This is a genomic window from Aliiglaciecola sp. 2_MG-2023 (genome assembly GCF_030548145.1).
In the GTDB taxonomy this organism is placed as follows: domain Bacteria; phylum Pseudomonadota; class Gammaproteobacteria; order Enterobacterales; family Alteromonadaceae; genus Aliiglaciecola; species Aliiglaciecola lipolytica_A.
On record NZ_JAUORY010000001.1, the window covers coordinates 244,798 to 258,658 of the forward strand.

8 protein-coding genes are annotated in these 13,861 nt (G+C 40.9%); 7 read left to right on the forward strand and 1 reads right to left on the reverse strand.

All coding sequences use genetic code 11. The features are described from left to right. Positions 1–202 precede the first annotated feature (202 nt). The gene (locus Q4567_RS01010; protein WP_216048198.1) at positions 203–814 is read left to right on the forward strand and encodes a hypothetical protein; all 612 of its coding nucleotides are present in this window, start codon (positions 203–205) and stop codon (positions 812–814) included. Between the two features lie 72 nt (positions 815–886). Here Q4567_RS01010 and Q4567_RS01015 read toward each other — a convergent pair whose 3' ends face one another. Further along, positions 887–3,331 (reverse strand): LamG domain-containing protein, encoded by a 2,445-nt coding sequence (locus Q4567_RS01015; RefSeq protein ID WP_303499005.1) that lies wholly within the window; start codon positions 3,329–3,331, stop codon positions 887–889. Positions 3,332–3,829: 498 nt separating this feature from the next. On the opposite strand from Q4567_RS01015, the gene Q4567_RS01020 reads away from it, so the two are divergent. The 6 genes from Q4567_RS01020 (at position 3,830) to Q4567_RS01045 (ending at position 13,725) form a co-directional block, all read left to right on the forward strand. Then, a complete protein-coding gene (locus tag Q4567_RS01020) occupies positions 3,830–5,317 on the forward strand; it encodes a sulfatase-like hydrolase/transferase (RefSeq protein ID WP_303499007.1) in 1,488 nt (495 codons plus the stop codon). A 29-nt stretch (positions 5,318–5,346) separates the two neighbouring features. Further along, on the forward strand, positions 5,347–6,789 hold the full coding sequence (locus tag Q4567_RS01025) for an arylsulfatase (RefSeq protein WP_303499009.1): 1,443 nt from the start codon (positions 5,347–5,349) through the stop codon (positions 6,787–6,789). A 102-nt stretch (positions 6,790–6,891) separates the two neighbouring features. Further along, complete coding sequence (locus Q4567_RS01030; protein ID WP_303499011.1) at positions 6,892–7,554, forward strand: hypothetical protein; 663 nt, start codon at positions 6,892–6,894, stop codon at positions 7,552–7,554. Then, on the forward strand, positions 7,555–9,324 hold the full coding sequence (locus Q4567_RS01035; RefSeq protein WP_303499012.1) for a right-handed parallel beta-helix repeat-containing protein: 1,770 nt from the start codon (positions 7,555–7,557) through the stop codon (positions 9,322–9,324). A 115-nt stretch (positions 9,325–9,439) separates the two neighbouring features. Beyond that, entirely contained in the window at positions 9,440–11,101 is a 1,662-nt protein-coding gene (locus Q4567_RS01040) for an arylsulfatase (RefSeq protein WP_303499013.1), read from the forward strand. Between the two features lie 2 nt (positions 11,102–11,103). After that, positions 11,104–13,725 carry a glycoside hydrolase N-terminal domain-containing protein gene (locus Q4567_RS01045; protein WP_303499015.1) on the forward strand — a complete coding sequence of 874 codons (2,622 nt, stop codon included), beginning with the start codon at positions 11,104–11,106 and terminating at the stop codon, positions 13,723–13,725. Positions 13,726–13,861 lie beyond the last annotated feature (136 nt).

Here is a 13,861-nt window from a genome sequence, read left to right on the forward strand (position 1 = left end):
TAAATTAATTAAATGCTAACCACACGTAATGCGTAAATTTATCCCACAAAAATCAATATAAAATAGTTTTTTATATATGAAAGATGTAAAATTTTATGTAGAATTGTAATCATATTGTGACATCCCTCCGTAGGTTAAGGGTTTTCATCAATAGCTAAGTTTTATAAAAACTTTAAATTCAACTTGTTTAGGAAAATATAATATGAAGATAAAACTATTAAAAACCCTATTGGTGGGATGTATGATCACATTAAGTAGTTCAGCTTCTGCAGCTATCATTAATTTCAATGTCGATAAAAGTGAGTTCAGAATTGATAGCTTAGAAACAAGCGGCTTTATTATTGAACGCACTTCCTTAGGTCTAGCATCACTTGGTGCGGATAGAAATGATTCTGCTTTTACTGGAAAAAATGGTCGCCTAATGACCTGGGATGAGACGGGCTCAAATACCTCTGGATTTACTTTAACAACCGATAATAGTGATTTATTTTCTTTGCAGTCATTTCAATCAGGTAATGGCTATGTGAATGGTAGAAATCCGGTGTCTTCTGTGACATTAAACGGCTTGCTCTCAGATGGGTCGAATATTTCAGAAGACTTTTCAAAAACGGGAAAAATTAACCTGTCTGGTATTTGGGATAATTTAGTTTCTGTGGAATTTATAGCGCATGGATTAAATAATAGAGCTTATTGGGATAGTATCAGGTTTGAAAGATTTGCTGCACCGGTTTCCGTTTCCGCTCCATCAACTATTGGGATATTTGTGTTGTGCTTATTTGGCATAATGGCAGGTAACATTAAACGAAAATTATAATCATACATTTTAAATAAACTCTCTTTAGGTTCACAACCTAAAGAGAGTTTTTTTTAGCTGGATGTTACATCATTAAAGACCTGCAGCATTTTTTATTTCAAACTGTCTTAATGCCCGTTGATGAATAATAAAGTCATCCATCTCGCCGACAAAAGTACTGCCAATTATTACGTCACGACTATCACCATTGAGTGTCGTTGTATCTATGGTCTTTTGAGACCCTAAGACCGTCGATGTTTCTAAAACGCCATCTACATATAGCTTAGTATTTGCCAAATGTTCATCGGAAGAAACAACCGCAATATGATGCCATTCACCGTCATTAATTTGTGTCGTGCCTTTCACAATTCCACCGGTGATATCTAATCTCAGTGCGCCATTTTTTAATCGCACTTCGTATTGTTCACCATCTACAGAATTCTTATTACCCCATTGAGCAATAACAGCACCACCAAAGGTCGTTTTTATCCATGCCATAACCGTGCGTGGCTCACCACCATTAACACCACTATACCCCTTTGAGTTTTTTGAGTTATCAGTTGTCATTACTACTTCATGTGCGTAATCACTGTCATACAAATCATCAACATCTACACCACTATCGACACCGCTAAATGAATAAACTTGACTGTCACGAAAAGCATCATAAATACCGCTAATCGCACCTCTGTTAATTCCTGAACGGTTATAAACAGAACTGTCTGTCACACGAGTTGAATTCGCAGAATCTTCAAATCGAACATCTAGGGCTACTTCTAAATCAAGGTCTGCATTTGCTGAATTAACAACATAAGCAATTTCGTTTTCGGCTAACGCTCTATCGTGAACAACAACTTTATCTATAAGGCCTGTGTACGCGCCACCTATTTCCACGTTGCCACCCGACGTTGTATTAAAGGTAGCAGAAGCATTATCATTCACAGCAACATTCTCTAAAACACCGTCTATATAAACTCGAATGTTTTCAACAATATTATCAGGTGCGACAACTGCGATATGATGCCATTGGCCGTCGTTAAGCACAGTTGTTCCTGAAACATTAGGTCCTTTTAATATCAATTTGAATTTACCATCTACTACTCGCAACCACCAACGTTCTCCAGTTGTGTTGTTGCCCCAGTCGATAATGTCACCTTTGCTGTCTGAGGTTTTAATCCACGCCATAGTCGTACGAGCATTATGACCTAAAATGCCTGCATAGCTGTCTAACTCAAGCTGATCACCTTCAGTAAAGCTGGCAACTTTTCCTCTCGTTGCATCATTTACAAAGGAAGCACCTGATACGGAAGCCGTATATTGATTCACTGAATCATCATAAGCAGTAGTGCCATCAGCGCCGTCTAAATTCATATGTAATTGTTTGCCAATATTGAAATTCATTCGTTCAAGCATTTTAACTTGTGGTTCAGAAATGATTCTTGCTCCTCCGCCACCAAGGGCATCATTACTATCTTGACTTAGTGCCCATGTATAAGCGCCTCCGGACTTTAATGCTCGATTAAGCCAATCTGATCCTTTTGCTTCAGAAAATACCACGGTTCCACCATTCCAACTTTCTTGGAGCGGCATGAACATATGGCCAACAGAACCAACATCATTACCAGTGCCCGGAAAAACTCCATCTGATGTAGCTTCAATCGACGTTAACATGGGAAGGTTTTTATCATCCGACGAAACTTCGCTACCGATTGGAGTTGGATGTCCAAAGGTATAATCGTCTAGGGTGTCTGGGTTATTTACCAAAGGCACTTTATCACCTTCGTTAAATGTTACGACAGCATCACTATTTCCAGCTAAAGCGGCGGCATGAAGCAATGTGCTATCACCAAATCCTGAATGATCAAACCACCAACCATCAATTGTGTTTCCATAACGCAATGATAATGTTTCTACAATATTTACCATCGACAATTCAAAGCTGCGATAAAGACTGCTTGATGGATATTGCTCTAACACATAATCTCTCCAACGATTCATATTCGCTGAGCAATACACTTGGGTATTAGGATCAGTAATTAATGGCTTAGAAGATTTACAATTAGGAATGGATTTATCTAGATCCATTGAATTCTGCGCACCGTGTTTGAGCATACCTGGACCTTGCGTCGCAATATAAGCAATAACTTTGATACCTTTTGCTTTGAAAGCGAGAGCGAGTTGATCAAAGAGATCTTGACCGGGAATAGTTGGGTCATATAAATCATTATAACTATTGGGTGCTGACAAAGGATTTATTGCTTCAACCTCGGAAACTGGCACGATAAACCGGTCGCCAGAGGCACCGTTAGTTAAATTAAGTTGTACCCACTTCAAACCTGGAATGGCTGAAATTTGTTCTACTGCTGCGTCTACATTATATTCCGCTACATGGCTACCAGAGTAAGCCACATCGCCACCAGGAATTCGATAACTAATTCCCCAATTACCTTGCATCCATGCAGCCTTTGTTTCCGCATAAGCATTGCAAGACATTAGGCCTAGGATTACCGCACTACGACAAATATTGCGTATTTTCATGTGTCCCCCCCTTTTTTGGGTTATTTACTTGTTGTATTAATTAATTTTTCAAATTGTTTAAAAATCGTTTTTGCTACTAATTCCACGCACTTATATGAACTATTTCACATACAAGAACAACCAATGTTAACCGTCCATTAAAAATAAAATAACATTTCATATGTGAAAAATAAACGTATTTTTAACATTGATGGCGGAGGGTATTACTAGGTTCTTTATGTCTAGGGAAATTTGTCAATTGCTAGTTAAGAGCGAATCGTTAAGAGGGCGTAGCTAGGGGTAGCCTTTATTAAATATAGGTTTAAGCTCTAGGGACGTGAATTTTTTCTATACGGCTGAAGTGACTTTCTAGTGTAAAGATAGGCATTCATTTTCAAAAACATCATCAGTAATTATCATATATAAAATAATATTTTAAATATGATTGCATTGTGTTAATCTTTTGTTATAAATTTTGGTTAATGTTCTGGGCGAAATAATCCCAAAGAGAAGTCAGAAATGGATAAACATAACTTTATTAGCGTCGCCGAAAGTCTCAACCTAAGCAGCTATGCAGTGTCTAGAATATTACAGCAGGTTAGAATTGTTGGATTAGCGAGCCTAATCTGTTTGGGACTGGCGGCCTGCGGTTCCACTAAATCGTCTAACAATAACGCTCATTCTTCAGACAAGCCCTTAGTAAAGCAACCCAACATAATTTATATCTTTGCTGATGATTGGGGCTGGGGAGATCTGAGTGTTCATGGTAATAAGCAAGTTAACACGCCCAATATCGATAAATTGGCCGCAGAGGGAACTGATTTTTACCAATTTTCAGTGAGTAGCCCAGTGTGCTCTCCTAGTCGCGCTGCTGTAATGACCGGGCAGTTCCCCTCAAGAAACAACATAAATCAACATTTTGCGACCATTAAACATCACGAGCGAGCTGGCATGCCAGATTGGCTTGACGCAAAAGCTGCAATGCTGCCACGTGTCCTTAAAGATGCGGGGTATGCCACGGGACATTTTGGTAAATGGCATTTAACCAATGTACAAATTGAAGATGCGCCACTGCCAACTGAATACGGCTATGACGAATACGGTGCGTTTAATTTACCTGGTTACAATATGCCGCCATCCGAGACTGCTAACCAAGCAATTGATTTTATTAAGCGCCATAAAGATCAACCGTTTTTTGTCAACTTGTGGATCCATGAGACTCATACGCCACATTATCCTGAACCTGCATTAATGAAGGAGTACGGGCATTTAAACGAACAAGAAATGCTTTACTCAGCCATTATTGCAGCTGGAGATCGCGATGTTGGGCGAATCATGGCGCTGCTTAAAGAGCTGAACATTGACGACAATACTTTGGTTATTTTTAGCTCAGACAATGGTCCTGAAGTAACCGGCGAGCGAAAGTTTATGGATGATGATTCAACTGGTCCAGGCTTTGGTACCTTCTATTCAGTGGGTAAAACACTAGGATTAAAAGGCGCTAAACGTTCACTATATGCTGGTGGAGTGCGCGTACCTTTTATTGCCCGTTGGCCTGGCGTTGTACCTGCTGGGGCTATCGATAAAAACTCGGTTTTAAATGCCGTTGATTTACTCCCCACTTTTGCTGATCTTGCTGGCGCCACTTTGCCTGCAGAGTATGTGTCTGACGGACAAAGCATTCGTTTAGCCCTTGCTGGCGAAACCTTTGAGCGAAGTAAAACCTTGTATTGGGTTTGGCCTCCGGGTAAGGGAAGTAAAAGCACTGCCACACCGAATTGGCCAAATTACGGCATACTGAAAGGGAATTGGAAACTGTTAGTCAACGATACCCTTAAAATAGAAGAGCTGTACCAAGTAAAAGAAGATTGGTACGAGGAAAATAACGTTGCTGCCCAGCACCCAGAGGTTGTAAAAGCCCTTCGCGGTGAAATGTTGCGGTTACAACAACAGTTCCCTGCAACTATCCCTGAGCATGTAAAGTCTAAATTACGGGATCAAAACTAACTATGTGTATTAATAAACATAGAGCACGATTGATCAGTTTTACTGCCTCTGTATTGCTTGGCGTGATTTACAGTGACGCTTATGCCGATGAAACAGCAAAACAACCGATAGAAAATGCACAACCTAATATTGTCATTATCTTTGCTGATGATATGGGATATGGCGATATTCAGGCGTATAACCCTGCAAGTAAAATTGCCACACCTAATCTTAATAAAATGGCTGAACAAGGCGTGTCTTTTACCGACGCACATTCATCCTCTGCAGTATGTACCCCTTCTAGATATTCGTTGTTAACAGGTCGATACGCATGGCGAACGCATTTAAAACGTGGCGTGTTAAGAGGACACTCACCAGCGCTTATAGAGTCGGACCGAACCACAATTGCATCGATGTTAAAGTCACAAGGTTACAACACCATAGCGGTGGGGAAATGGCATGTGGGCATCGGCTATGCCGAGACTGACTATTGGAGTCAGTTGACTCGAGGTCCCAATTCAGTGGGTTTTGACTATTTTTATGGGATAGCAGCTTCGCTTGATATGGAACCTTATGTGTTTATCGAAAATGAGACCTTAGCGACACCATTAACTGGAAAAATTGTGGAGGCAAGTCAATTTCGTCGAAATGACGGTGCGGGGTTTTGGCGCAAAGGATTGATTGGCGAAGGTTTTGATCATCAAAACGTTTTGCCAACCCTTACCCAAAAAGCATTAGAGCAAATTCAATTGGCGTCACAATCGGCCGACAAAAAACCTTTCTTTTTATATTATGCGTTACCAGCGCCACACACTCCTTGGTTACCCAGCAAAGCGTCGCGAGGTAAAAGCGCTGCAGGTCATTATGGTGATTTTGTGATGGATGTGGATAATTTGGTAGGACAGGTGAATGAGCAACTCAAGCACTTGGGCATTGCCGATAATACCATCGTTATTTATTCCTCAGACAACGGCGCCCATTGGACCGACAATGACAAGCAAAAATACCATCACTACGCCAATGGCAAGCTTCGTGGTCAAAAAGCAGATATCCATGAAGGTGGCCATAGAGTGCCTTTGATCATCAACTGGCCTCACAAATTTGTGGCAGGCAAAGTCAGTTCTTCATTAGTGGTACTAAATGATTTGTTGGCTACAGTGGCATCTATTACAGGTGCAGATGTTGAACAGCTCGATAATTTAGACAGTGTCGATTTTTCTTCTGAATTAACCTCAACACAGACCACAAATTATCAGCGAGGTGCCGTTATTCATCACTCTCACAGAGGCTTGTTTGCCATTCGAAAAGGAGATTGGAAACTCATTGAAGGTGAGGGCAGTGGTGGTTTCACTCGCGTTAAGCCGGATGGACAAGCAATGCAGTTATACAACCTAAAAGAAGATCCAGCTGAAACCACTAATCTATTTGAAAAGCGCCCTGATATTGCCAAGCAATTACTTGTTGAGCTTCAGGAAATTCGTAATAGAAGGTAGTAGTCGACAACAATTTGCAACTTTCTGTTTGCGCTTTTAAATAAAATAACATGCTGTGATAAGCAATAAAGTACTCTATTTACTCTGGGAATTAATCTTTACATGAACAAAAAAAATGCCACTTTATTATGCTTGTCCTTGTTAATAGCGCTCACAGGTTGTAAATACGCGGCAACGCCAGAAACGTCTAGCCAACAGACGAAGGCTCAGCAAACAGCAGTATTTTCCAGTTTTAAGGTTACACACAATGGTGAGCGCATTATTTTAGTCGCTCATCCAAGCGGGGATAGTCTGATAGATGCACTTTCTCACGCTAAAAAACTGTTAGCACAAAAAAAGTCGGTCGAAATTCAGTTAACTGAAGGTACATATCATCTGACACAAGGGATTATTTTAGGCCCAGAATTTTCTGGAACCGAAAAAAGCCCATTTGTTATCAAACCGGTAAATAATCATCAGGTAGTATTGAGCGGCGCAACACCAATAAAGCCCCAGTGGCAACGTCATAACGATAGGCTATTAAAAACACAGGTTAATGCAAAAGAATTCGACTTGCTTTTCATCGATGGTAAACAACAAGTTAGAGCTCGTTATCCTAATTTTGATAAAGATATTGCTATATTTAACGGATTTGCGACTGATGCGATTGCCCGTGAACGTGTTGCAACATGGAAAAATCCTGAGGGCGGTTTTGTGCATGCTTTACACCGTTCTCGCTGGGGCGGCATGCACTATAAAATTACCGGTGTAGACGAAAGTGGCTAGGTGATTTTAGAAGGTGGTTTCCCAAATAATCGAACTTCTGGTTTGCATAACATGTACCGCTATGTAGAAAACGTTTTCGAAGAGCTTGATGCTCCAAACGAATGGTTTTTTGATAAACAAACCAAAACCTTATATTTTTATCCTTCCCAAGACTTCGATATAAAAAATAGCAAAGTTACCGTATCTCAATCGGCACATCTTATTGAACTGCGGGGCAGCATTAATCAGCCGGTTAAAAATATCCATATACAAGGTATTACCTTTACCCAAACTAAAAAGACATTCATGCAAACCAAAGAGCCGTTGCAGCGAAGCGATTGGACGATTTATCGCGGTGGTGCTGTTGTGCTAGAATGCACTGAAAATTGCCAAATCAGCAATAACGTGTTTACCGAGTTAGGGGGGAATGGCGTTTTTGTCAGTAACTATAATCGTAATGTGACTATTGCTAGTAATGAGATTTTTAATATTGGGGCCAGTGCTATCGCCTTTGTTGGCAGCCCAGATGCTTTACGTTCGCCAAGTTTTCAATATCGCACATATGTAGAACTTGATGATATGGATATGCAAGCTGGGCCCAAAACAGCTAATTACCCGGCTAACTCAAAAGCGCACGATAATTTGATCCACCACATAGGACAAATTGAAAAACAAGTAGCTGGCGTGCAAATTCAAATGGCGGCAGATATTACCGTTAGCCACAATTCTATTTATCATGTTCCCCGTGCCGGTATTAACATTGGTGAGGGGGCTTGGGGTGGGCACATCATTGAATACAACGACGTATTTGATACTGTGTTAGAAACCAGTGACCATGGCGCATTTAATTCCTGGGGACGGGATCGTTTTTGGCATCCGAATCGAAACGTTTTGTTCGATATCGCCAAAACACATCCTGATTTGTACAAACTCGATGTGTTAAAGCCCATTGTCATTCGGAATAATCGTTTTCAATGTGATCATGGCTGGGATATAGATTTGGATGACGGTTCTTCCCATTATCAAATTTATAATAATCTGGCATTAAGCGGTGGCATTAAATTGCGTGAGGGTTTTAATCGGGTCGTTGAGAACAATATTGTGATCAATAATTCTCTGCATCCACATGTGTGGTTTGAAAATAGTAAAGATGTATTTCGTCATAATATTGTCTTTGGCTCCTACAAACCGGCGCTAATGAAAATAGAAAAGTGGGGGCAAGAAATTGACTACAACCTATTTAGTACAGAACAACACTTAAAGGCGTCGCAAGCATTTAATACTGACCAACACTCTATTTATGGCGACCCGCAGTTCGTCGACCCACAATCTGGCAACTATCACGTTGGTAAAGCATCACCTGCCCATAAAATTGGTTTTAAAAACTTTGCGATGGATAAATTTGGCGTGTTAAGCAAGCACTTAAAAGAAAAAGCCGAGCAACCCAGCATTCCCGAATTAACAAATAAAGACGCGAAAGGCCGACACGATCATTTAATTAGCTTATTTGGTGCGCAATTTAATTCGGTTACAACACTAGGTGAGCAGTCTGCCTTGGGTATTCCTGAAATAGCAGGCGCATTTGTTGAAACCATTAAAAGTGGCATTGCGCAAAATGCAGGTTTGCGTGTTGGGGACGTCGTACTTTACGCCATTGTTAATGATAAGAAACAGAAAATAGTCAGCAATACCGATTTACGTGATGCATACGATCAAACGGAATGGCAAGAAGGCCTTAAATTGATCATTGTAAGAAATCAAAAAGAGCAAATGATTTGGTTAACTTATTAAGTAAATAAAGTACCTATTTGTCGCTATTTGAAATGACTTGTTAGCTTGACTGTTCTTCAGGTTGTGAGGGGCAGTTTTGATAAAACGAATGGGCAATTAAACATACGGATAAACAATGAAAATATTTGCAAGAACATCATTATTGAAAAACGTCACATTACTTTGCGTGATATTCACCTTGTCTCCCTCAGTATCTGCAGACACTAGCAAACCTAACATTGTTTATATTTTGGCTGACGATATGGGCTATGGAGATATTCAAGAACTTGCTCCCCATGGAAAAATAAAGACCAAAAACCTTGATAGAATTGCTCAAGAAGGCATCGCATTTTCGCAAGCCTATACAGGTTCATCTATTTGTACTCCTACACGCTATGGTCTTATGACGGGCCGATATCCTTGGCGTGAAAACGTTAATCTTGCCGCTAATTATGGCTCTCGCATTATGCCTGAAGGGCAAGAAACCGTTGCTACCTTTTTACGTAGCCAAGGTTATAAAACATTGATGGTGGGTAAATGGCACCTTGGCACAAGTTGGACGATGAAAGATGGCTCAGTGATGAAGTCACGACAAAGTATGAGCCATAAAGCGACGCTTAGCGAAGATAAAAGCATTAATTTTAGTGCGCCTTTTTATGGCGGTCCAACCGACCATGGATTCGATTCTTGGTTCGGTATTGCGGGGAGTTTAGATTTTGCACCATACGTTTATCTTGTCGATAATAAAGCAAGTAAAATACCTACAGAGCACCTTGTTGGTAAGAATCGATTTGGTCATCGCACCGGCTTTGCTGATCCTGATCTTGAGCCCTCTCAAGTTCTGGGGGAATTTACAAAACGTACCGTAGCGGCAATTGAACAACAAAATAAAGATGAGCCTTTCTTTTTATATATGCCTCTTAATGCACCGCATTCGCCTGTTGTTCCTTCGAAAGCATTTCAAGGGCTGAGCAAAATTGGCCCGAATGCTGACTACCGTATGGAAATTGACTGGACCGTTGGGCAAGTGCTCGATGCTTTAGACAGAAAAGGTTTATCAGAGAACACGCTAGTTATTTTCACTGCCGATAATGGCTCTTACCCGGGCGCAACAATAGAACTTAAAGAGGCAGGGCACGACACTCACGACGGACGACGTGGCGAAAAAGCCACTTTGTTCGAGGGCGGTCATCGCGTGCCGTTTTTAGTCAAGTGGCCTAAAGGCATTAAAGGTGAATTGAATCGTAGAGAAAACGACAATATTACCTTAGAGGATTTTATTGCCACCACCGCTGATATTCTCGGTCAACCAACACCTGATTATGCTGTTGATAGTGTAAGTTTTTTACCTCAATTACACGGTAAGGAAGCGCCTGTTGGGCAACGAGAGGTTATTATCAGTAGTTTACATAACATTTTAATTGCACGTGATGGTGAATGGAAACTCATCTATAAATCTTTAGCAGAAATCGCAGAGATTAGACAACGAAATCAAATAAACGCTAAAAAGCTAAAAGAAGGCTACTTTACGCCCAAAAGTAACGAACCATGGTACCAACATGTAACCCTTTTTAACCTAAAAGACGACCAAGGTGAAACGGTTAATGTTGCCCGACAAAACCCAGAAATAGTTGCACGCCTCCACAGCGCTGTTCAGAAATCCATAAAGGATCAACGAACCAACAAGGGCGAACCCAAACCAAAAATTAATTGGCAGGTTAATTTCGGCATTGATGCCGATCAACAACGTCGGCTAGCCATACTTGATAGCTTACAATCTGCGAAGGTTAGTTACTGACTATGATTTTCAAACGAGCATTTTATACTGCAAAGTTAATGTTACTGAGCTTAAGTGGATTGTTGTTAGTGGTGGGGTGTAGTGGCGAGCCCTCAACAATGCAATCACCGACTATTGAACGTAAAGAGAGTACGTTAACGACTGCATATAAACACGGTATTACTATGGTTACGCCAGCGTTTAATTGGCGTGAAGGCTTACCCGCTGGCAACGGCACCATCGCTGCCACTGTATACGGTGCGATAGCTGAAGAGCGCGTGTTATTTAACCACAATGAATTATGGTATGGCGGCAAAATATCACCTTTGCCCGACGTTTCAGATGAACTACCCGTGGTGCGACAACTGATGTTGGATAAAAAGTACCTTGAGGCTAACTATCATTACACCAATAAATTAAGGGAAAAAGGACTAGATAGTGCCAATGCCAAGTACCACCCCGCGTTTGATCTTTTGGTAACTACAAACGCTGAACGCATGTTCGCAGACTATGCGCGCACGCTTAATTTTGAAACCGGTGAAATAGAAGTGAAATGGCGAGATGGTGACATTAGCATGTCCCGTCGTTTGATTGTTTCAATCCCTGATCAAATATCGCTGATGTCTATTAAAGCGAACAAGGCCAAATCGATTACGGGTGAAGTCACTTTAGATATTCACGATTTACGGGATGCTATCGCACAAAAAGGTGGCAATTTTGATCCGGGCTTCCGATACAAAAGTCACGCCGATGGTGAGTTTATTAGTTTTAGTTCAACAGGCAGTGATCGCGGTGAATTTGGTGGCGTAGTGCGTGTGGTTGTTGATGGTAGCAATGCTCAAGCGCTGAACATTATACCTAGTGCAAAAAGAAAGTTAGACGGCTATGTTGGACAAACGGAAGGTAAAATTAGCTATCAAAATGCAGACGAGGTGACGTTGTACATCGCCGTATTTGCCAACGAAGATAGTTCTACTGCAATTGCCCGGCTCAAAAGCGAACTTGCCGAAATTGATGAAGGTTATGACGCCTATTTTGCGCGGCATAGTGCCCTACAAAGTCAGAGATTTAATAGCATAAACGTCAATATCAATCCAAATGGTAGCAATAACACGCCAAATGAAGTCTTGTTACTCAATGCTTATCAAGGTGATGTATCTAAAGAGCTTAAACAAAAGATGTTTGAGTATGGCCGTTATTTACTTATTTCTAGCAGTACAGCTGGTGGCTATCCTGCGAATTTACAAGGTATTTGGAATGGTTATTATAGCCCACCTTGGCGCTCTTTATATGGTATCAACGAAAACTTGCAAATGACCTATTGGCAGGGCCTTCCTGGTAATATGAAAGAGTCGATGATGGCGTTTTATGACTATTTTGACAGCCATATTGATGAATTTCGGGAAAACGCACGTAAATTGTGGGGAACACGGGGTATTTATATTCCTCCCTTTATGTCTCCAGATTCCGGGGTGCTTCGCCATACCGCACCACATGTGGTTAACTGGACCGATGCTGCGGGGTGGCTAGCAGCATTTTATTATGATTATTACCTGTTTACCGGCGATGAAAACTTTTTGAGAAATCGCGCTGTTCCTTTCATGAAAGAAGTAGCGCTATTTTATGAAGACTTTATTGTTAAGGGACCTGACGGTAAAAATATGATTTTTCCGTCCCAATCACCAGAAAACGAACCCGCAGAAATGCATATTACCGATGCACAAACAGGTCGTGTTCATAAAGTAAAAGTACAAATTAATTCAACCATTGCCTTTGCGATATCCAAAGAAGTACTGCGCAATTTAATAGCAGCTAGTGAACTATTGGATATAGAGCAAGCCGGTGTGAAACGTTGGAAAGCGTTACTTGCTGATATGCCAAATTATGCAGTGAATGAAGATGGCGCGTTACGTGAATGGATGCATCCTGATTTTAAAGACAATTATGAGCATCGTCATCAATCCCATATCTATCCATTATTCCCCGGCCAAGAAATTACGGCTGAGTCTGAACCTGAGCTATTTCAGGCCAGCAAAGTTGCCATTGAAAAACGTTTACGTATTGGTCTGAAATCACAAACCGGTTGGTCACTTGCACATATGGCAAATGTTTATGCGCGCTTAGATGACGGTGAAAAAGCACAAGAAGCCTTGGATATTTTAACCCGTTGTTGTTTAGGTCAAAACCTATTTACCTATCACAATGATTGGCGAAACATGGGCGCGACCTTACCGCTTATTTGGGGGCCAACAGCACCGTTTCAAATGGATGCGAACTTTGGTTATAGCGCAGCAGTTACTGAAATGTTAGTAGGCTCTACGCAAAGCATATTACGTATTTTACCAGCGATTCCAGGTGATTGGGACGAAGGAAGTTTTAGCGATATTTTAACCCGGCTAGGAATTAAAGTTTCAGCAAAATGGAGTGAGCAGGCAAAACAAATTGAGCTATCCCTAGTAGCAACAAGAGAGAGTCATTTCGATATGAAATTTCCGTCGCCAATTAAACAGATAACGGCAAGTGAAGAGCACATACTGGGTCCCTCAGAATTCGGCGAAAATTACACAAAAGTGAGTTTGTCGGCAGGTCAATCAGCGACTTTTCAGGTGAGTTTGAAGTTAGCTGCATCTGATGTCAATAAATGATGTTGACTATGTTTTAATTATATTTTGTTTTATATATGCAATGATGATTTGTATGTGATATAAAATCGAAGGCGTCGAACTAATTGATATTATTCATATGACGTCTATTTATACGCAATTTGCTAAGTAGAAATGC